This window comes from Streptomyces sp. NPDC056883, from assembly GCF_042788835.1.
GTDB lineage: Bacteria > Actinomycetota > Actinomycetes > Streptomycetales > Streptomycetaceae > Streptomyces > Streptomyces stoeckheimensis.
This window is the reverse complement of the sequence record NZ_JBHUBS010000022.1, coordinates 120,929-140,608: the sequence shown is the minus strand read 5'-3', so window position 1 is coordinate 140,608 and position 19,680 is coordinate 120,929. Positions and strand designations below refer to the sequence as shown.

Annotated in this window: 17 protein-coding genes and 1 tRNA gene; 10 read left to right on the top strand and 8 right to left on the bottom strand. The window is 70.8% G+C overall.

Features of this window, described 5'->3' with window-relative positions; translation table 11 throughout:
• On the top strand, positions 1-258 hold a 258-nt coding region (locus ACFRU2_RS36300; RefSeq protein ID WP_382980357.1), incomplete at its 5' end, for a hypothetical protein.
• 172 nt (positions 259-430) lie between these two features.
• Here the strand turns inward: ACFRU2_RS36300 and ACFRU2_RS36295 are convergent.
• Entirely contained in the window at positions 431-1,453 is a 1,023-nt protein-coding gene (locus ACFRU2_RS36295) for a hypothetical protein (protein WP_382980355.1), read from the bottom strand.
• 288 nt (positions 1,454-1,741) lie between these two features.
• Here ACFRU2_RS36295 and ACFRU2_RS36290 point away from each other — a divergent pair, with 288 nt between their 5' ends.
• Positions 1,742-2,680 carry a Yip1 family protein gene (locus tag ACFRU2_RS36290; RefSeq protein WP_382980353.1) on the top strand — a complete coding sequence of 313 codons (939 nt, stop codon included), beginning with the start codon at positions 1,742-1,744 and terminating at the stop codon, positions 2,678-2,680.
• A 97-nt stretch (positions 2,681-2,777) separates the two neighbouring features.
• Here ACFRU2_RS36290 and ACFRU2_RS36285 read toward each other — a convergent pair whose 3' ends face one another.
• Positions 2,778-3,302, bottom strand: coding sequence for a phosphoribosyltransferase (locus ACFRU2_RS36285; RefSeq protein WP_382980351.1), 525 nt, complete (start codon positions 3,300-3,302; stop codon positions 2,778-2,780).
• Positions 3,299-3,886 (bottom strand): dCTP deaminase, encoded by a 588-nt coding sequence (gene dcd, locus ACFRU2_RS36280; protein WP_254382356.1) that lies wholly within the window; start codon positions 3,884-3,886, stop codon positions 3,299-3,301. Before dcd ends, ACFRU2_RS36285 begins: the two co-directional genes overlap by 4 nt.
• A gap of 455 nt (positions 3,887-4,341) precedes the next feature.
• Between dcd and ACFRU2_RS36275 the strand changes: the two genes are divergently transcribed.
• From ACFRU2_RS36275 to ACFRU2_RS36265, 3 genes are all read left to right on the top strand, one after another.
• A tRNA-Gly gene (locus ACFRU2_RS36275) sits at positions 4,342-4,412 on the top strand.
• Between the two features lie 752 nt (positions 4,413-5,164).
• Positions 5,165-5,869 (top strand): restriction endonuclease, encoded by a 705-nt coding sequence (locus ACFRU2_RS36270; RefSeq protein WP_382980349.1) that lies wholly within the window; start codon positions 5,165-5,167, stop codon positions 5,867-5,869.
• Between the two features lie 454 nt (positions 5,870-6,323).
• The gene (locus tag ACFRU2_RS36265; protein WP_382980347.1) at positions 6,324-7,664 is read left to right on the top strand and encodes an agmatine/peptidylarginine deiminase; all 1,341 of its coding nucleotides are present in this window, start codon (positions 6,324-6,326) and stop codon (positions 7,662-7,664) included.
• 343 nt (positions 7,665-8,007) lie between these two features.
• On the opposite strand, the gene ACFRU2_RS36260 is transcribed toward ACFRU2_RS36265, so the two are convergent.
• Positions 8,008-8,853: an SDR family oxidoreductase gene (locus tag ACFRU2_RS36260; protein WP_382980345.1), complete on the bottom strand. Its 846-nt coding sequence runs from the start codon at positions 8,851-8,853 to the stop codon at positions 8,008-8,010.
• A 94-nt stretch (positions 8,854-8,947) separates the two neighbouring features.
• Here ACFRU2_RS36260 and ACFRU2_RS36255 point away from each other — a divergent pair, with 94 nt between their 5' ends.
• Entirely contained in the window at positions 8,948-9,553 is a 606-nt protein-coding gene (locus ACFRU2_RS36255) for a TetR/AcrR family transcriptional regulator (protein WP_382980343.1), read from the top strand.
• A 34-nt stretch (positions 9,554-9,587) separates the two neighbouring features.
• Here ACFRU2_RS36255 and ACFRU2_RS36250 read toward each other — a convergent pair whose 3' ends face one another.
• On the bottom strand, positions 9,588-10,439 hold the full coding sequence (locus ACFRU2_RS36250; RefSeq protein ID WP_382980341.1) for a helix-turn-helix transcriptional regulator: 852 nt from the start codon (positions 10,437-10,439) through the stop codon (positions 9,588-9,590).
• 264 nt (positions 10,440-10,703) lie between these two features.
• Complete coding sequence (locus ACFRU2_RS36245) at positions 10,704-11,426, bottom strand: DUF4232 domain-containing protein (RefSeq protein WP_382980339.1); 723 nt, start codon at positions 11,424-11,426, stop codon at positions 10,704-10,706.
• Between the two features lie 331 nt (positions 11,427-11,757).
• Between ACFRU2_RS36245 and ACFRU2_RS36240 the strand changes: the two genes are divergently transcribed.
• Complete coding sequence (locus ACFRU2_RS36240) at positions 11,758-13,308, top strand: helix-turn-helix domain-containing protein (RefSeq protein ID WP_382980337.1); 1,551 nt, start codon at positions 11,758-11,760, stop codon at positions 13,306-13,308.
• Positions 13,309-13,322: 14 nt separating this feature from the next.
• Here ACFRU2_RS36240 and ACFRU2_RS36235 read toward each other — a convergent pair whose 3' ends face one another.
• A complete protein-coding gene (locus ACFRU2_RS36235) occupies positions 13,323-14,147 on the bottom strand; it encodes a sulfite exporter TauE/SafE family protein (RefSeq protein ID WP_382980335.1) in 825 nt (274 codons plus the stop codon).
• Positions 14,148-14,306: 159 nt separating this feature from the next.
• Positions 14,307-16,094 (bottom strand): protein kinase, encoded by a 1,788-nt coding sequence (locus ACFRU2_RS36230; protein WP_382980333.1) that lies wholly within the window; start codon positions 16,092-16,094, stop codon positions 14,307-14,309.
• A gap of 139 nt (positions 16,095-16,233) precedes the next feature.
• On the opposite strand from ACFRU2_RS36230, the gene ACFRU2_RS36225 reads away from it, so the two are divergent.
• The 3 genes from ACFRU2_RS36225 (at position 16,234) to ACFRU2_RS36215 (ending at position 19,366) form a co-directional block, all read left to right on the top strand.
• Positions 16,234-16,794, top strand: coding sequence for a hypothetical protein (locus ACFRU2_RS36225; protein WP_382980331.1), 561 nt, complete (start codon positions 16,234-16,236; stop codon positions 16,792-16,794).
• 107 nt (positions 16,795-16,901) lie between these two features.
• Positions 16,902-17,831 carry a hypothetical protein gene (locus ACFRU2_RS36220; RefSeq protein WP_382980329.1) on the top strand — a complete coding sequence of 310 codons (930 nt, stop codon included), beginning with the start codon at positions 16,902-16,904 and terminating at the stop codon, positions 17,829-17,831.
• Entirely contained in the window at positions 17,828-19,366 is a 1,539-nt protein-coding gene (locus tag ACFRU2_RS36215; RefSeq protein ID WP_382980327.1) for a hypothetical protein, read from the top strand. Before ACFRU2_RS36220 ends, ACFRU2_RS36215 begins: the two co-directional genes overlap by 4 nt.
• Positions 19,367-19,680 lie beyond the last annotated feature (314 nt).

Sequence of the window (19,680 nt, the reverse complement as noted above, 5' to 3'; positions counted from 1 at the left end):
CCGTTCTGCCTCGTCATGCTCACCGACTCGGTCAACGGCAAGAAGAACGACGGCCAGGCCAAGGAACACGTCACCGTCGTCGACGTCGCACAACTGCTGCTGGAGTCGGTGAAGACGCCGGAACCTCCGGTGGTGGAGCCGGAGCCGGCGGAGGAGGCCGTGGAGCCCGTCGCGGAGGCGCCTGCGGCGGAGGCCGCGAAGCCGGCCGCCGAGGCGGAGGCACCGGCGGAGCCGGGTACCGACACCGAGACGAAGTAGCCCGCACAGCAGGAACGCCGGAACGGCCCGCCCCCCTCAGGGGGGCGGGCCGTTCCGGCGTTACGGGGTCCGGGGCGGAGCCCCGGTTTCGGGAAGGGGCGGGGTGGGGGAAGGCTCCGCGCAGCGGCCCCGGACCCCCGGCCCCAGGCCCCGCCACGCGGGTCAGGTCAGGTCAGGACTGGTCGGACCGGCTGCGGCGCAGCATCGCGAAGCCGAGGCCCGCGGCGCCCACCGCCGCCATGCCCCCGCCGGCGGCCAGCATCAGCGTGCCGTCGCCTTCGGCGGACACCGGCGCGACACCCTCCGCACCGGCCTTCACGCCGCCCTTCGGCACGACCCGCTCGACGGACTTCTTCTCGACCGGCTTGGCGAGGGGCTTCGCGTCCTTCGTGGCGGCCTTGCGCTCCACCTGGTACTTCTCGATCAGCTTGCCGCTGGTGAAGTCGTAGACCCAGCTGTTCCCGCCGTTCTTGCCGTCGATGACGACGAACTTCACGCGCTTCCCGTCCTGGACGAGCTTGTACGTCCAGCCGTCGTTCGTCGCGGTCGGGTGCTTCAGGTCGATCGTCCCGAGGAGGTTCCCGTTCGGCATGGAGATCTCGACGCGCTTGCCGTTCGGGCCGTCGATCAGCTTCGCGTTGCGCCCGTCGGGCATGGCGACCTGGACGACGTTCTCCTTCTTCTCCACCGGCTTCGGCTTCTCGACCGGCTTGGTCGCGCCCTCGACCCACGAGGTGACTGTGCCGTTCGGCTGGAGGACCACGTGCAGTCCGTTGTTCTGGCCGCTCGCAGGCTTGCCGCCCTTGCTGACCAGGGTGTCCAGCTTGATGCCGCCGGCGAAGACGTCGGCCTCGAAGTGGCCCTCGCCGATCTTGTAGACCTTGGCCACGGATCCGTCGGCCAGCTTCACGGTCGTGACGTAGGCCCGGACCGAAGGCTTCACCGGCGGGGTGGTCGGGGGCGTGGTCGGCGGGGTCGTCGGCGGCGTGGTGGGCGGCGTGGTCGGCGGGACGCTCGGGTCCACCTGCGGCTTCTGCGGGTCGACGGACGGCTGCTCGGCGCCGGGCAGGACCTGCGCGTCCGGTACCGCCGGGGAATCCGCGAAGGCGGACCCCACCGGAAGGGCGAGGACGGCGGCCGCACCGGCCACGACGGCGGCGGTACGGAGGGTGGTGCGACGGTGCGGGCTACGCATGAGGAGGCTCTTCTCGTGCTCGTTCGGCTTCGGGGCGGTGGCTACGTCTACGAAGCTACGGAGTGGGTATGTCCGTATTCCGTCGGAGATGTAACGGACATCGGCAGACTGCCGCGCAGCCACGTAACCCACCCCGGACCGACCTCGAACCCGCCCCGCACTCCCCTCGCTCCCACCCTGAGAAGGCCCTCCAGGTACCCCCTAGGGGATGTCACAGCTCAGCCGCAAAGGGGGCTTCTTCCCCCGGCCCGGCCACCCGCCCGCCCGGGAGCGGGTACTTTCGATCACGTGGCTGGATTCAGGATCGGACGCGGCCGGGACAACAACCGCACCCCGCAACAACCCCCGCGGCAGCAGCCGTACGGCTCGCAGCAGGCGCCCCAGGCGCCCGCGCCGTACGGCCAGCAGCCCTACGCACCCCAGCAGTGGCCGCAGCAGGCCGCTCCCGGGGGCCACGGCGAGCCCGAATACTTCGACCCGCACGGCGGTCACGCCGGCCAGGGCCGAGGTCAGGGCCAAGGTCAGGGCCAGGGATACGGCTACGGCCATCCCCCCGCCCAGGGAGCCGGCGGCCCGAGCGACTCACCCGGGTACACCCAGGCCTTCGCCATCGGCGAGGACCCGTACCCGTACAACCAGGGCGCGACCTACCAGGCGGGCGCGGCCCAGGCCGCCGGCCCCACCGGTCCGCGGCTGCCGTGGAAGGAGCTGATCCGGGGCATCGTGACCCGCCCGGGCCCGACCTTCCTGCAGATGCGCGACTACGCCGTCTGGGGGCCGGCGCTGATCGTGACCTTCCTCTACGGGCTGCTCGCGGTCTTCGGCCTCGACGACACCCGCAAGGACGTCATCAACGCCACCCTCTCCAAGGCCGTCCCGATCGTGCTCTCGGCGGGCGTGGCCTTCGTGATCTGCGGCCTGGTCCTCGGCGCCGTCACCCACACGCTGGCCCGCCAGCTGGGCGGCGACGGGTCGTGGCAGCCCACGGTGGGCCTGTCGATGCTGGTCATGAGCCTGACGGACGTCCCGCGCCTGCTGTTCGCCATGTTCCTGGGCGGCGACAACATGCTCGTCCAGATCCTCGGCTGGGCCACCTGGGTGGCGGCCGGCGCGCTCTTCACCTCGCTGATCAGCAAATCGCACGACCTGCCGTGGCAGAAGGCCCTGGGCGCATCGGCGATCCAGCTGATCGCCCTGCTCTCGATCATCAAGCTGGGCACGATCTAAACCCCACGCACACGCACACACACGAAGGGGCCCGCCGCGCACCGCGCGACGGGCCCCTCCGCACACACACTCACTCACTCACTCGTTCTCCTCGCCCTCAGGCGTCGAGAACCTGTCCTTCACGCTTCACGACGGGCGGTTCGACCGACCAGGGGAAGTTGACCCACTCGTCGGTCTTCTTCCACACGTACTCGCACTTCACGAGCGAGTGGGACTTCTCGTAGATCACGGCGGACCGGACCTCGGCGACGTGCCCGAGGCAGAAGTCGTGCACCAGCTTGAGCGTCTTGCCGGTATCGGCGACGTCGTCGGCGATCAGCACCTTCTTGTCGGTGAAGTCGATCGCCTCGGGCACGGGCGCCAGCATGACCGGCATCTCCAAGGTGGTCCCCACCCCGGTGTAGAACTCCACGTTCACCAGGTGGATGTTCTTGCAGTCCAGGGCGTACGCCAGACCACCGGCGACGAAGACGCCGCCGCGGGCGATGCTCAGGATGATGTCGGGCTCGTAGCCGTCGTCGGCGATCGTCTGCGCCAGCTCCCGCACGGCCCGCCCGAACCCCTCGTAGTCGAGGTTCTCGCGCACTCCGCCGCTCACTCCGTCACTCGCTCCGTCACTCATGCCTCGTGCCTCACCTGGGTCCGGTGGAAGTTCTGGAAGGACCGCGAGGCCGTCGGGCCGCGCTGGCCCTGGTACCGCGATCCGTACCGCTCGCTCCCGTACGGGAACTCTGCGGGCGAGCTGAGCCGGAACAGGCACAGCTGCCCGATCTTCATACCCGGCCAGAGCTTGATCGGCAGCGTGGCGAGGTTCGACAGCTCCAGCGTCACGTGCCCGGAGAACCCCGGGTCGATGAACCCGGCGGTCGAATGGGTCACGAGCCCCAGCCGGCCGAGACTGGACTTCCCCTCCAGTCTGGAGGCGATGTCGTCGGGCAGCGAGATGACCTCGTAGGTCGACGCGAGCACGAACTCACCCGGGTGGAGGATGAACGCCTCGTCCCCCTCGGGCTCGACCATCCGGGTCAGGTCGCTCTGCTCGGTGGCGGGGTCGATGTGGGCGTAGCGGTGATTCTCGAAGACCCGGAAGAACCGGTCGAGACGTACATCGATGCTGGAGGGCTGCACCATCGACTCGTCGAAGGGGTCGATGCGAACCCGTCCGCTGTCGATCTCGGCCCGGATGTCTTTATCAGAGAGAAGCACGTCCCGAGGATACGCAGAGCGCGCGGGCCGCCCCAATCGAGGCGGGTCCCCGCGCGCCGGTGTCTACCGCTTCGGCGCCGCTCCCACGGGCACGGCATGCCGCAGCCGCGCACAGCGCGGGCACCGCAACAGCCGCCCCGGCCCGATCCGGCCGGCACCGAGGTGCTGCAGCGGGAACGAAGCGGTGCTGAATACGTGCCCTTCGGCACAACGGACGACGGTGTGCTCCATCGAGTCCCTTTCCCCAACCAGCCGTACTGCGATGAATCGCCACATTAGGGGATGAACAAGACCCACTCCAGCCGCCGCTCCGCACGCACACGGTACGCCCCAACTCCCGCCCCCGGACCCCTCCGTGCACCCCGCACGCGACACCACCCCCGGGACGAATTCACCAGGGGAAGATCATGGGGTAGGGTGAGAAACGATAGCGCTCCAGGCAACTGGGCCACTATGCGGATGTAGTTTAATGGTAGAACATGAGCTTCCCAAGCTTATAGCGCGGGTTCGATTCCCGTCATCCGCTCTTCCACGAAGCCCCAGGTCAGCGACCTGGGGCTTCGTCGTTGTCCAGACCTCTCAAACCCTTCCGCGCCCTCCGCGTGCCCCAACTCGCAGAAACGCTCTGTCCGGAGGGCCTTCCGTGCACCACCTGCACCACTCGGACGCGGAATCGCCTCGGATCACGAGACGCATTTCATGCGCCCCGCGCCACACAGTCGCCCGGATTCACCTGTTCGCAACCCTGAAGGCAGCCCTCAACCACACCGTCCGCACGGCGAAGTTGGCGACGGCGCGACGCTCCCTCCGCCCCTCCGAATGCCCCCGAAGGCACTCCCCGTCGAAGCGCCGGCGGCCTCGCCCCGATTCGACAGATGATCACTAGTGGTGACAAGTATGTGACGCGTTGTCAGTGGCGAGTGCTTTCATGGATCCGGTGCGCAGGGAGGCGCATCGCGACTGGTGGGGGGATACAGCTGTGCCCTGGATCAATGACTACTTCCGAGCAGACGGCACTCGGGTCAAAGGCCACGTCCGGCTCCCTGCCGGGGCCCGGCGGGAGACTGCGACACTCGGCCTGATCGTCGCCGGAGTGATCGTCTTCGGTAACGGAACAACATCCGCGGGGGCCGGAGCAGGCTCGGGTCAGGAGTTACCCAGGCCGCAGTCGACGGTGGTCTACCCGATCAAGTGGCCGGCGTGGGAAAACCGCCCAGCGCCCCAACCCGTACCGACGGTCTCCTATCCGATCGTCTTCCCCAGCACGGGGAGCGGCAGGTGAGCCCCCGCCCACCCGCGAAGAGGCGCAGGCGCCCCAGCACAGCCCGGCGCCGGAAGGCCACCGGCTCGGAGGAGCTGTGGCTCATCGGCCTGGTCGGCCTCGTGGCCCTCAGTCTCGTCGTGGCGGTGATGTCGTGGCTGGCCGCCCATCCCTGGGTTCTGGTACTCGGCCTTCTCGCAGCCGGTGCCGCGGGCGCGCTGTGGCTGCGCCGGCGCCAAGAGGCTGCCCGATGGGACCAGGCCCGTGCCCAGGGCCTGCGCTACGCCGTCGAACACCTCGACAGCCTCCATCACAACGACTTCGAGTTCGCCGTACGGGACCTCATGCACCGCGACGGCTGCGCCGACGCCGAGAAGGTCGGAGGCCGGGGCGACAACGGCGCGGACGTCAAAGCCACCGACCCCTACGGCCGCCGCTGGGTCATCCAGTGCAAGCACCGGAAGGCCGGCTGGCAAGGGTCAGCGGTCGGCACCCCCGACCTCCAGGTCCTCAACGGCACCGGCCGCCAGATACACGGCGGCGACGTCCTCGTCATGCTCACCAACGGCCGCTTCTCCCGCCCCGCCCTCGACTTCGCCAAGTCCCAGCACCTCCACCTCGTCGACCGCCACCTCCTCGCCCAGTGGGCCGGCGGCTCGCGCCCCCTGTGGGAACTCCTTCGCGCCGTCCCACCACCCCGGAAACCGAGTTCGCTCTCGTGATGCGCCTGAACCACCTGGCAGGACGCTCCGGCTCGTGCCCGAGGTAGGCCAGAGGGCTCCCTGCAACACCTGACGCCCGATGCCTCCCCGTCCGCCCACTCATCGCGCACGCATGTGGGGGTTCTGACCTGGGCTCTCGCTCCCCTCATCAGTCGGCAGGACCGTGTCGCCGGCCTCGGCGGAGCCCATGTCGCCACCGGTGGCGACATCGCTGACTGCGATCTGGTTGCGGATGGGGGAAGCCGTGGGTCCGCTCTTGTCGGGTTGGTGGTGGTTCCCGTACAGTCCCCGCCATCACACAGACTGAATTTTTAGTCAGTTTGGCTGAATCGAGGGAGTGGTGGTCTTGCTCGAGCGTCGAAGATTCCTGATGGCGGGGTCCGGGGTGGCCGCAGCCGGGCTTCTGGTCGGCCTTGCGGGGTGTACGGATTCCGCGGGGCGGAAGAAATCACCCATGAGCAATGCGCCGGAGGGGTCCGGCTCCGCCCCCGCAGGGCTGAGGATGCCGGCGGAGTCGGCGCCGCACGCCGCAACCTGGATGGCCTACGGAGCCACGGTCTCGGCATGGGGGGACGACACCACCAGCCCCTTCGGGCGCGACCTGTCCAACAGCCGGACCATCGCTCGCCAAGACCTGATGCGCCTCGCGGCCAACCTCTCGCGCTTCGAGCCGGTGTTCATGCTGGTTGACTCGGACGCCGACAAGGCCCAGGCAACCGGGTACCTGGAGGCCATCGTCGCCCAGACCTCGGCCAAGGACCAGTTCCATGACACGGTGGACGGCTCCGGACGGATCCATCTAGGCGAGGGGAAGTCGCCCGCGAACCTGCCGCCGATCAGGAAGCACCCGATCACCTTCGTCGTCCAGCACATCAACGACCTGTGGACCCGTGACACCGCTCCCGTCTTCGCCCTCGATGCGGACGGCCGGCTCCACGGCGTGGACCTGAACTTCAACTGCTGGGGCCAGTCTCCGCTGACGACGGGGCTCCCCGGCTGGACGAAGGACCCGGAGAAGACGAAGAACGGGGTGATCGACCAGCCCATCGACGGAGACCGTCACGTCGCCGAGGCCGTCAACCGCTACGTCCGCGCCCCCGGGGTGAAGACGTGGCTGACGATGGAGGGCGGTGGCCTGGAGGTCAACGGCCGAGGCCTGGGCATCGCCTGCGAGAGCAACATCGTCAACGACAACCGCAACCCCGGCAAGACCAGGGCGGAGATCGAGGCGGAACTCCGCCGCCTTTTCGGGGTCGAGAAGATGCTGTGGCTGCCGGGCGTCAAGGGCGAGGAACTCACCGACTGGCACATCGACTTCACCGCGCGCTTCACCTCGCCGTCCGACCTGCTCTTCGCGTTCGACACCAACTTCGAGCCCGAGGACCAGCGCAACCAGAAGGCCTTGGCCGCCGCGGTCTCCCAGATCAACGCCCTCTCCGCTGACGAGAAGGCCCGCTACCTGGGTTCAGCGACGGCGACCCTGAAGACCCACGAACTCCCGGTCCCCGACCAGAAGAAGGTCTTCACGGCCTTCGCCGCACGCAACACCCCGTCGATCACCGAGCGCGGCCTGGAGGAGTTCATCCTCACCTCGGCCGCCGGCTACGTCGGGTACTACGAGGCCAACGGCTGCGTGATCATGGCGCAGTGCGGGGACGTCGACCTGGACCGGCAGGCGTACAAGACCGTCCAGGGCCTCTATCCGGACCGCACGGTCATCCAGATCACCAGTGACGGCATCGCAAGCGGCGGCGGAACCATGCACTGTGCGACCCAGCAACAACCCTCGGCGTAGCCGAAGCGATGTGGGCGGCTGCCCGTGAGGCCACCGCCAACCTTTGCAAGGCTGCCGAGATCGCAGCGGAGGATCCAGGACAAGTGCCGGATCGTACCGATCCATCGGCAGGCTTCGCGGAGCCCGCTGAAACGTCCGCTCACGCAAACGGCCCTGGACGGGGAGGAGGAGTTCCCAAGCTTATGGCGCGGGTTCGATTCCCGTCATCCGCTCTTTGAAGAAGGCCCAGGTCAGCGACCTGGGTCTGCTTCGTTGTCCAGATCTCTCCGGGCTCACCGCTCCCCGTGTGCGCCATAAGTCGCCGCTCACCAGGCCGAGTTCAGCCGGGCCGCAGGAACTGCTGCTACCGGAAGGCCGGCAGGGAGCGCGCGACCCACTCGGCGAAGGGGCTGGCCGGACGGTGGAGGACGCTCTCCACATCGGGGCTGATCTCCCTCTCGGCCGGCAGCGGGACGCCGAGGACGTCCAGGGTGCCGGCGATGACCTCCTCCGGCATGAACTGCGCCATGTGGGCGTGGGCATCCTCGCGGGACAGTTCCACGAAGGTCACCTCCTCGCCCAAGGCCTCGGATATCACTGCGGCCTGCCGCCGGGGGCTGATCGCCTCGGGGCCCGTCAGCTCGTACGTACGGCCCGCGTGGCCGTCCTCGAGCAGCGCGGCCGCGGCGACCCCGGCGATGTCCGCCGGGTCGACGACGGGCAGCGCCACATCACCGAACGGGGCGAAGATCGTGCGCTTCGTGCGGACCGACTCGGACCAGGCGAAGGCGTTGGAGGCGAAACCGCCCGGGCGCAGGATGGTGAACTCCGGTCCGGACGCGCGCACGGCAGCCTCGAACTCGCGCAGGCGGGTGTGCGAGAGGGCCTCGGGGCGGGTGGAGTTGATCTGGGAGGAGAGCAGGACGACCCGCTTGACCCCGGCAGCCTCGGCTGCGTCCAACAGGGCCTTCGGGCTCTCGCCGCGGCCGTTGAGCTCGCCGCCCAGCAGGATGAAGAAGGCGTCGGCGCCATCGAGGACCGGCCGCATGCTCTCGGCGTCTCCGACGTCGGCCCGGGCGTGCCGGGCGCCGGCCGGAAGCCCCGCGAACTGCGGCTGCCGCGAGACGGCCACGACTTCCTCGCCGGCCTCGGCCAGCAGCGGCACCAGCGTCCGCCCGATGTTGCCGGTCGTACCCGTCACCACGATCATTGCGACCCCCCGCAGTTAGTTAGTTAGTTAGTTGGCTGACTTAGGTGGAACCTAGCATGAATCATCTCCGGGGGCGCTGTCTATAGTTGGTTGGGTGACTGACTCAGTGAAGCCCCGGGCGACGCGGGGGGCCGACAAGCGCCGACGGCTCACGGCCGCGGCAGCCCAGGTCCTGCACGAGCAGGGCGTCGAACGGACCACCCTCGCCGACATCGCGCGCGTGGCCGACGTCCCCGTCGGGAACGTCTACTACTACTTCAAGACCAAGGACGAGCTGGTCCAGGCCGCACTGACCGAGCACAGCTCCCATCTGGACGAGCTCACCCGCCAGCTGGATGAGTTGGCCGACCCCCTCGACCGTCTCAAGGCCCTGATCGAAGCCTGGGTCGGCCAGCGCGACATCGCCGCCCGCTACGGCTGCCCCACCGGCACCCTGGCCGTCGAACTCGACAAGCGTGCTGACGGGACCCTCGACGCGGAGGCCGGGGCGGTGATCCGACGCCTGCTCGACTGGGCCGGACAGCAGTTCCGCGCCCTGGGCCTGCCCGACCCGGACGACCTCGCCGTCACGCTCATCTCCGCCTATCAGGGCATGTCGCTGCTGGCCAACGCCCTGCGCGACCCGGACATCATGACCCGCGAGGGGGCCCGCCTCCTCCGCTGGCTCGACTCCCTGAAGGCACCCCGCCAGACGTCCTGACCCCCTGACCGGCCGGCAGCGGGCTGGGGTTGCGTCAGGACGCTTCAGCCCGCTGTGTCCCGGATGCCGACCAACTGGCCAGCAGAGCCAGTCGCTCAGCCGTTGCCGAGCCGGGTACGACGGTATAGGCGACGAGCAGCTGGTCCGGGTCGCCGGGGAGGGCCAGGGTCTCGTAGCCGAACTCCAGCTGCCCGGCGACGTCGTGCACCAGCCGCTTCGTCCCGTAGGTCTTCTCCTTGACCTGGTGGTCGACCCACAGCCGCCGGAAGTCCGTGCTTTTCGAGGAGAGTTCGCCGACCAGTGCGGACAGGGCCGGGTCGTCCGGGTGGCGGCCTGTGGCCAGCCGCAGGAACGCCACCGTTTCGGCGGCGACCGCGGCCCAGTTCGGGTAGCAGACGGGCGCGCTGGGGTCGAGGAACACCTGACGGGCCTGATTGCGCTCGGCGGGCGGCTTGCCGGAGAAACCCGCGATGGCATCGGCAAGCGCGTTCCACGCCAGCACGTCCATGCGTCGGCCCAGTACGAAGGCCGGTGTGCCGGCCATGCTGTCCAGCAGCAGTTGGAGTCCCGGGCGGACGCCCTGTCGCCCGCGGGACACGGCCCGGCGGCCGGACCGCGCCGGGCGGATCAGGTCCCGCAGATGCGCCTGCTCGGTTTCGTCCAGTCGAAGCACCCTGCCGATCGCCTCCAGGACCGCGTCCGACATGTTCTGCGCGCGACCCTGCTCGAGGCGGATGCAGTAGTCGACGCTCACCCCGGCAAGCTGCGCGACTTCCTCACGGCGCAGTCCCGGCACCCGGCGCCGACCGTGCGAGGGCAAGCCCACCTCTTGGGGCCGGATGCGGGCGCGCCTCGACTGCAGGAAACCACTGACGCCGTTGTCCATGCCCGTGAGCCTAGGCGGTGCCCCGAGGCCGAACCTGGTACTGGCAGACCCAGGAAGGCCGCCGACGTCACCAGGGCACATGCCGTGGTGAGCATTCCGGGGGCGATGGCGGCGAGGAGCCCGACCGGGCGGGTGAGGACACCGGGGTCTGCCTCATGGTCGACACCGTCCGGGCCCTGGCCGGCCGGCGGACCGCGGAGCCGGCGCCCGCCCCGCGCTGCACCCCGTGGGGCGGCCCGGGGGCCGCAGCCCCCGGAAGGCCCTTCAGAAGGCGGTCAGGGCGTCGCGGGTGGTGGTGCGGTACAGGCCGACCTTCGGGTTGGCGACGCTGCCCGGCTTGGTCAGACGGAGGCTGACGCCGTCCGCGTTCGACATGTGCTCCTGGTCCGCCAGGACGTTGATCTCGTCGGCTACGGGGCCGTTGGCGCCCGACGGGTTGAGGTTCACGGCCGCGTAGGCGGTGGCGCCGGGGCGCACCGGGTAGGCCGGGGCGCCGCCCAGTCCGCCGGGGGCAGTGGCCTGGAGACCGAGCGCGCTGCCCTTGGCGCTGAAGCCGACGGTGGGGAAGTAGTCCAGACCGCAGGAGGTGGAACCGTTGTTGGTCACGGTGATGATGCGGACGGTGGCCGGAGTCCCCGCCGGGGAGGTGACTTTGACGGTCAGGTTGCGGGCCGAGCAGGGGTGGGTGTAGGCGTAGGCGTCACCGGTGGTGTCCCCCGTGTTCTTGGCGCCCGGACCGGCCTTCGCCGGGGTGACGGTGGTGGACGTCCCCGTTCCGGTGGCCTTGCCGTCGGAAGGGGTGGCGGAGGCGCCCTCCCCGGACGGCGTCACGGTTCCGGTCGAGACCGGCTTGTCCGCGGTGTTGGTCGCGGTGGGGTTCGCGGCCGGCCCGTCGGCGCTGTTCGAGCCGCCGCAGGCGGTCAGGGCCAGAGCGAGGCCGGCGGTGACGGTGGCCAGGGCAGTGGTGCGGAGTCGGTAGGTGCGCATGGGAACTCTCCGTATCGATGCGGTCGTCAGGTTGAGGTTTTCGGCTTCCGCCTGACGAGACGTGAGGTGGGGCTGCTGTTCCGGTCGCCTGCCGTGTCGCAGGCGACCGGGACGGTCGGTGGGGGCGGGTGGGGGCCCTCCCCTTGCGACTGCCGAATCCGCCCGCCGATCCGACCGGCGGACCGACGGGCTGATGACGCAACTGTGGGGCGGGTTTTGTCCCAGTGGCGGCTGGGCCGGGATAGTAGAAACCCTGGAACGCTCCCGACCCCTCTCACCTGGGCGATCGGGTGAGCCTGGAACGTGCTTCCGGGATGAGGGGGAGGGTGGAATGGCCACGGAGACGGAACGGTTCGCGGAGCTGATGCGCGGATTCAAGGAGCGATCGGGGCGCAGCTACGGCACGCTCGCGAAGCGGCTGCACTCCAGCAACTCGACGCTGCACCGCTATTGCAGCGGCGCGGCGGTGCCCACGGACTACGCCCCGGTGGAGCGGTTCGCCCGGGTCTGCGGCGCCTCGGCCGACGAACTGCTCGCGCTGCACCAACAGTGGCTGCTGGCGCTGGTGGAGCGGCGGCGGGGAGTGACCGAGGGGCAGGCCCCGGGGTCGGGGGCGGCGAACTCCACGGCGGCGCGGGGCGGTGACGCCGCGCCGGAGGTGCCGGCTGCATCGGCGGAGGTGGTGGCTGGGGAGACCAGGGAGGCCGGCGAGGCTTCGGAGGTCCCGCCTCAGGCGGAGACTGACGGCCCCGCACCAGCCCCGGCACCCGGACCTGCCGCTGCGGAGGCACCCGCCCCGGCGCCTGTCCCCGCTCCCGCGTCGGCATCGACGGAGGCCGAGGCCGAGGCCGAGGCCGAGGCGGAAGCGGAAGCGGAAGCGGAAGCGGAAGCGCATGCCCCCGTCGCCCTTGTCCAGCCGGGCCCCGCCCGGGCCTCCGTACCGCGGGCCCGGCGTCCGCGGCTGCTGCTCGCCATTGCGGCCGCCGTGGCCACCGCCGCGGTGGCGGGGACCGCCGCCGCCGTTTCCGCCATGGGAGACGGCGGTCACGGGGACGCGCGCCGCGGCGCCGTCCGGTCGTCCTCGGGCGAGCAGGCGGCGGGCCCGGCCCTGCCGTCCGGCGGGTCGTCGTCACCCACGACCGCAGCCGATTCCGCACCCCCGTCCAGCCCCGGACCGTCCTCCCCCTCGGCACCGTCAGGGGCCGACTCGGCCACGTCCGCGTCCACCTCGCCGACCGCCGCCAAGGAGGGGGCCTCCCCCGCCGCCCCGTTCACGGTCAACGTCCTGCCCGACAACTGGGACAGCCCCTGCGACCAGTGGTTCGCCCTGAACAAGGCACCCGGCACGGTCCCCCCGCCCCCCGCCGGGCAGGCGACCGAAGGGTGGGCCCGGGCCCTGGACGCCGTACCGGCGGGGCACCTGCGCATGCAGCTGACCGTCCAGGGCACCGAGGGCAAGGCTGCGGTCCTGCACGCGCTGTACGTCCGAGTCGTGAGCGGCCACAAGGCTCCCGGCTGGAACGCGTACACCATGGGCTCCGGTTGCGGCGGCGCACTGGTGCCGGCGTCCTTCGCCGTGAACCTGGACGACTCCTCCCCGAGGACCAGGCCCGTACCCGGCAAGGAGGGCGAGCGGACGACGGGCTCGAGCGACTTCCCGTACAAGGTCTCCGCCACCGACCCCCAGGTGCTGAACATCGACGCCGCCACACTCGGGCAGGACGTCAGCTGGTACCTCGAGCTGGCCTGGAGCAGCGGCGACCGCAAGGGCACCACCCGCATCGACGACCACGGCCGCCCGTTCCGCACGGTCGCCCTGAACACCGGCCACAGCTACTGGTACAACGCGAACGACAACGCCTGGCTGCCGTACACGGAATGAACGGAATGAAGGGACTACGCGTGGCGGGCGACCTTGACCGCCGAGATCAGCAGGATGATCGCGAGGCCGGGGATGAGGAGCAGGTCGGGGACCGCTCCGAGCAGGAGTCCGCCCAGGAGCGCGCCCGCGATCGAGCCCGTGGCCATGAGGGCGGCGAAGCGGAGGCTGGCGCCGAGGACGGCGAAGCTGCCGTCGCGGCTGTAGCGGGCGAAGGCGACGAGCATGGTGGGGAGGGACACCAGCAGGGACAGGCTTCCGGCGAGCTTGATGTCGGTGCCGAAGAGCAGCACGATCGTGGGGATCAGGAGCTCGCCGCCCGCGACGCCCATGAGGGCCGCGACCACACCGATGCCGAACCCGGCCACCACACCGGCCACCACCTGCACCGGCTCCGGAAGGCCGAGTGATCCGACGGCGGCGGTGTGGGTCACGACGAGGGCGGCGGCCATGCTCACCATGAGGAGGGCGAGGACCTTGTAGAGGGTCGCGGACCTCATCTTCACCGCCCACGAGGCTCCCGCCCAGGCACCGAGCAGGCTGCCGGCCAGGAGGTTGGCCGCGACGGTCCAGTGGGCACCCAGGTCGCCGAACGGGACCGCGGCGAGCCGGGCCGGCAGGGCGGTGACCACGACGACCAGGCTCATCGCCTTGTTCAGGATGACCGCCGACAGCGCCGCGAAGCCGAACATCCCGATCAGGAGCGGGAGGCGGAACTCCGCGCCACCCAGTCCGATCATCCCGCCCAGCACACCCACCAGCGCGCCGGCGCCGAAGACCAGCGGTGCCGACCGCAGCCGTGCGGATGCCACGAGGCTCTCGTCCGCAGCCACGTCGATCACGCCCGGCCTCCGCGCGTCGGGGCGGCAACCGGATGTTCGGGGTCAGCAGTCATATGGGCAGTCTGACGGACCCCGGATGACGGACCCAGTGGACGATCACACCAGGTCCCGGAGCCGGCATCTGCGATCCGTCCCAGGCCCTGACCTCGCACTTCGCCGCTACGACTGGCTCTTCCAGAGCGTCACTTCGGTGAGGTAGGTCGGGATGTCGTACTGCTTGCTGGTCGAGGCCTCGACGCCGACGATCTTCACCATCGCGAGGTTGCCCTTCGACGTCACCGTGCAGAGCAGATCCCCCCGAACGATGGTGCTGTCCGCTCCGGTGAGGGCATCGCTGGTCAGCCTGTCCGGGATCGGGTTCGTGGCGGCTCCCGTCGCGCACTGCTCCGGGGCGGGGCCCGCGCTCTTGCCGAACGTCGTTCCGCTTTCGACGGCGTCGTAGCCCATCTGCAGTTCCCGGTTGTTGCCGGAGATCTCTCCGAACGGCGCCACCTTCGGGAAGTCGAGGTCCACGTCGTTGAACTTGCCGAATTCCCTGGGAGCCAGGAGCTTCAGCGCCTTGTCCTTGAACACCACCGTGTAAGCGGGAGCGGCAGAGGTCTGCGGCTGCGCGGACGCCGATGCCTGGGACGGGGACTGCGGTTCGGACGATGCGGGATTCGGCTGGTCCGCCGCCTTGTCCCCGCCCTTGCCCTCCTTCGCGCTCTTGTCGCCGTCGCGCGTGACGTACCAGGCGCCGCCCGCGGCCAGGAGGACGGCCAGGATCCCTGCGCCGACGACCAGGGGCACCCGGCTGCGGCCACGGCTCGGGGAAGCGGGGACGGGAGCGGGAGTGGGGGAGGGAGAAGGGTAGGCGGAAGGGTAGGGGGAGGGGGCCGGAGCGGGAGCAGTGGTGGTGGCGGCGCCGTAGAACGCAGCCTGGGGGTGGGGTGTCCCCTGCGTCGGATGGCCCGGCACGGATGCCTGCGTCGGCACGTACGTCGGCTGGTACGAGGGCGGCGGCGGGGTCTGCGCGGCCGTCTGCGGGGCCGTCTGCGCGAGCTGCTCCCGTCGCGCGATCTCCGCCGTGAGCCCGGCGGGCAGCCAGTCCTTGAATTCGCGCAGGGGGCGGCCCGCCGCCCGCCCGCACCACTCGGCCAGCTCGGCAGGGCCGGGCCGCTGGGAGACATCGGCCGCCAGGCAGCGCTCCAGCAACGGCCGTAGCGGATCCGGGTAGCCGCTCAGGTCCGGTGCCTGCTGCGGGGTGTTGGCGATCGAGGCGGCGATCGAGATTCCTGCGCCTTCGCCGTACGGGTGGCGGCCCGTGGCAACGACCGCGGCGATCAGCCCCAGCGCGAAGATGTCGGTGGCGGGAGTGACCTGGTGGCCCAGCGCGTGCTCGGGCGACATGTACTGCGGAGTCCCGATGAACCCACCACTGCGCGTGAGTTGGGTGGCGTCGGTGGCGCGCGCTATGCCGAAGTCGATCACCCAGGGGCCGTTCGAGCTCAGCAGGATGTTGCTGGGCTTCAGGTCGCGGTGAATCACCGACGCGGCGTGTACGGATTGCAGGGCCAGCGCGGCGCAGCCGATCAGCTGGAATACGGCGGGCATCGGGAGCGGCCCATGGGCGGCGAGCGCATCGTCGAGAGCCAGACCGGGTACGTAGGCGCTGGCGAGCCAGGGCTGTTCACCACTGGTGTCGTGATCCACGACCGGCACGATGTGGTAGCCCTGCACCCGGCGCGCGGCCTGGACCTCGTGCTCGAAGCGGGCACGGAAGTCCTGCTCCTGGGCGAACTCACGCCGGATGACCTTCAGCGCGACCGGCTGGTTGCCCCGGGTTCGGGAGAGGTAGACCGACCCCATTCCGCCTTCGCCGATCCGCGCGAGCAGCCGGTAGCCGGCGATCTCCTGCGGATCGTTCGGCCCCAGTGGACTCAGCACGGCTTGGTCGGCGGTCGCCATTCAATTCCCCCTCGATGATCACGGAGTTGAGATCGTATCCGGGGCCGGTTCGCGTCCTGCAGGGGCGGCGGCGGGGCCGACCGTCATGATGTCCATGCCCTACAAGCCGTAGCGCTCCACCGAGAAGGGCCGCCACCCCATGTCCGTCGACCAGAGGTCCTGGGAAGCCGCGGTCCGCCATCTCTTCGAGGACGCGTACCCGTACGACGCCACGGGTCCGCGCCGCCACGAGGACTGGGTCCTCGACGTCCTCGCGCTGATGGGCCGAGTCCCGGACCCGCGGGGCTGGACCGGGCTCGACGATGCGGCGCAGGCCCCCGAGCGCGAGGGTTTCCCCACGTTCCCGTTCGCCGTCCACCCTCCGGAGTACGTCGCGCCGCGCCTCCGGGAGATCGACCGGGACAGCGCCGAGAACCTGCTCCTGGCCCTCACGGACGACTGCTGCACCCTGTCCAACCTCAAGCGCTTCGGGGAGAGCGAGGAAGAACTGCGGGCCATGGCGCGCACGATCCTCGCGCGGTACGGGAACGCCGCGACGTTCCACACCAACGTCGACAGGCCCGGACACCTCCCCGGCACCCTCGACTTCACCACGCGGAACTGGGGGTACAGCCCGCTGAGCGTGTACGCGGAGGACTGCGGTCTGATCGTCGTCACGGACAGCGAGGTGGGGATGTTCTGGAATTTCTCCGACTGTTGACCGGATGAGAACGGCTGCCGGAGTCGCCGGCTTCTTGCAAAATGGGGCGGATCAGGGGATCCGGGATCGCGGGTGAGTTCCGCGCGCCGAGGACGGGGGGCAGCTCAGTGGGCATAGCGATCTTCGACGCCATGGGGCTGGAGAAGAAGAACGGCAAGCGGCGCAAGAGGCTGATCCAGCGTCAAGAGCAGCTCAATGAGGGGCTCCTGGCCGAAGCGAAGGCGCAGGAGCGGGCGCGGCGCAGGGCTTACGGCAAGGCGCTCGTGCCGTTCGCCGAGGTGTTCTCCCGGCTGAAGAACGTGGATCTGCCCGAGCTGGCGGCCCTCGCCGAGCCCCCGGTGGCGGAGCTGGTGGACGTGGAGGTGCGCCGCATCCAACTGGACGCGGTGACCGGGGTGCTCACCGTGGCGGGCGGTGTCGCCGTGGGGGCCGGTGCGGCCGCGGGGACGTTCGCCGCGGTGGGGGCGTTCGCCGCCGCATCCACGGGAACGGCCATCTCCACCCTGTCCGGAGCGGCCGCGACGAGCGCCACGCTCGCCTGGCTGGGCGGCGGCTCGCTGGCGGCGGGCGGCGGCGGGGTCGCCGCGGGTACGGCGGTGCTCACGGGCATCGTGGCCCTGCCGGTCCTGCTGGCGGCGGGCGGCTTCTTCGAGTGGAAGGGCCGCAAGGATCTGCGCAAGCAGCGTGTCGAGGCTGCCGAACTCAAGAAGGCCGCCGCCGAACTCCGTCTCCGGGAAGCGCGCGGCGCGGCGGCGGGCAAGCGCAGCCGCCAGGTGCGGCAGCTGCTGAACGGGCTCCGCAAGGAGATCCGGCGCCGACTGCCCTCCTTCCGGGACCTGGTGGAGGGGCAGGAGGACTACGACGCCTACACGCCCGAGCAGCGGGCCGAGGTGGCCGTACTCGTCGCGCTGGCCGGTGTCATGGCCGCCGTCATGGCAACTCCGCTCACCGACGAGAACGGCGATGTCACCGACCTGTCGGAGCGCGTGGTCAAGGACAGCCGTGCCCGGCTCGGAGCCCTCGTGGACGCCCCGTGAGCGAGCGGGAAGTGCGTGAGCGGGAGGTGCCCGAGCGAGAGGTGCCCGAGCCGGAAGTGCGCGACGCGCAGGCGCAGCCGGTGCCGGGGCGGGCGCTGCCCGGTGGGATCGATGCCGCCGCCTGGGCGCTGGCCGATCGGGCGACCCGGCGGCTGGCCCTCGCCACCCTGGAGACGCTGCGGACCAAGGACACGGCGGAAGCCCTGGCCACCCGCTACGTGAACATCGGCAACGAGCAGCGCGCGGGGCACCTCTTCGAGGTAATGCATGCGCTGTCCTTCAACCTGTCCGCCGTCGACAAGGGCTCTTCGCTGCGCGCCGTCGTCACCGAGTGGGCCGCGGGCGGTTCGCAGACCGACCCGGCCGACCTGAACCTCCTCGACGCGGGCCGCCTCGTGGGGCAGGCGCAGGCGAAGCTCTACCAACGGGCGTCCCCCACGGCCGAGCAGCTGTCCCGGCCGCACTACGACGGCATGCAGCGCCTGGTGGCCGCCGACCGGCTGGCGGACGTGGAGAACCTCCTGGACAAGCGGCTCACCATGCCCCGGGAGGGGCTCCGGTACGAGAACTACCAGGACGCCCGCGCCCATGTGACCGACCACCTCGAACGGGACGGCGTGCGCAGCGAGGGCATCACGCTCGACGAAGCCCACCGGGCGGCGCGCGACCCGCGCCGGTGGGCGGACCGGCAGTCCGCGCGCGCCGGGGCGCAGCAGCTGGCGGGTGCCGCCAGGTCCGCGGCCTTGCTGGGCGGGATCACCGCCGGGGTGAGCGCGGCGGTGCGCGAGACGGCCCGCGTGCGGGCCGGTGAGACCTCCGCCTCCGTCGCCGCCTTCACCGCGGTCGGGTCGGCCGTGGGTGGGGCCGCCCGCTCCGGTGGGCTGGCCGCGCTCGGCGAAGCCGTCCGGATCTCCGCCGCCGCGGGTGTCCTGCCGGCCGCGCTGGGGGGCGGGTCGCTCCCCGGGGCCACCGCGCAGGCCGCGTTCGCGGTGGCAGAGGCCGGGCTGGACCTCGCGCGGGGAAGGATCAACCCGCGGCAGTTCGCCGCGAGCGCGTCGACCGCAGCCGTTTCCACCGGCCTCGCCTGGGGTTGCGGTGTCGTCGGCCAGACGCTCCTGCCCGTGCCCGTCGTGGGCGCGCTGGTGGGAGGGGTGGTGGGTCAGGTGGCTGCCGGAATCCTCGTCCAGGGCCTCCAGATCGCCGTCGTCGCGGCCCGTGCGGACGCCGCGGCGGAAGCCCGGGTCCGGCTCCTGGAACAGGAGGCCGCCACGGCGGTCCTCGTGGCCGACGCCCTGCGCCGTGCGACGGAGCGACTGGCCGGGGAACGCAACGCCTACGTGGCCAGGGAGGTGCTCCCCCGGTTCCGCCGCGTGCAGTCCGCGCTGGCCGGGGACCGTCCCGCTCTGGCCCTCGCGGAACTCGCCGAGCTCACGCGGCGGTTCGGAGGACAGCCGGTCTACGGAACGCAGGAGGAGTTCGACGCCTGGATGCTCGACGGGTCGGCCTCGCTGACCCTGAACCCCAACTGCACATGAACGCCGACCGGCCCCGCCCGCGGACCGGACGCCCCCCGGTACACCTCACCAGTCGCTGACGAGCGCCGCGTCCGGTTCGCGCTGCCGCCAGGCTCCGGCCACCCCGACCTGGATCTTCTCCACGCTCGCACTCCTCCTTCGCCGGCTCCGCGCTGACCTCCTGACCGTCGCCGCCCTCGCCTGACCGCCCTCATGGCACCACCTGGGGCAGGCGCAGCGCCATTAATGCCTAGCTGTGGTGCCACGTGTGTGCCATCATGACACCACTGCGGCACACCTTCCTGGTGCGCGGCATAGCCCACACGTTCACGAAG

Coding starts and splice junctions, on each gene's coding strand:
- ACFRU2_RS36230 (WP_382980333.1), bottom strand. CDS start 16,094: ATGGCGACCGCCGACCAAGCCGTGCTGAGTCCACTGGGGCCGAACGAT.
- ACFRU2_RS36250 (WP_382980341.1), bottom strand. CDS start 10,439: ATGGACAACGGCGTCAGTGGTTTCCTGCAGTCGAGGCGCGCCCGCATC.
- ACFRU2_RS36260 (WP_382980345.1), bottom strand. CDS start 8,853: ATGATCGTGGTGACGGGTACGACCGGCAACATCGGGCGGACGCTGGTG.
- ACFRU2_RS36245 (WP_382980339.1), bottom strand. CDS start 11,426: ATGCGCACCTACCGACTCCGCACCACTGCCCTGGCCACCGTCACCGCC.
- ACFRU2_RS36265 (WP_382980347.1), top strand. CDS start 6,324: ATGAGCAATGCGCCGGAGGGGTCCGGCTCCGCCCCCGCAGGGCTGAGG.
- ACFRU2_RS36295 (WP_382980355.1), bottom strand. CDS start 1,453: ATGCGTAGCCCGCACCGTCGCACCACCCTCCGTACCGCCGCCGTCGTG.
- ACFRU2_RS36285 (WP_382980351.1), bottom strand. CDS start 3,302: ATGAGTGACGGAGCGAGTGACGGAGTGAGCGGCGGAGTGCGCGAGAAC.
- ACFRU2_RS36240 (WP_382980337.1), top strand. CDS start 11,758: ATGGCCACGGAGACGGAACGGTTCGCGGAGCTGATGCGCGGATTCAAG.
- ACFRU2_RS36225 (WP_382980331.1), top strand. CDS start 16,234: ATGTCCGTCGACCAGAGGTCCTGGGAAGCCGCGGTCCGCCATCTCTTC.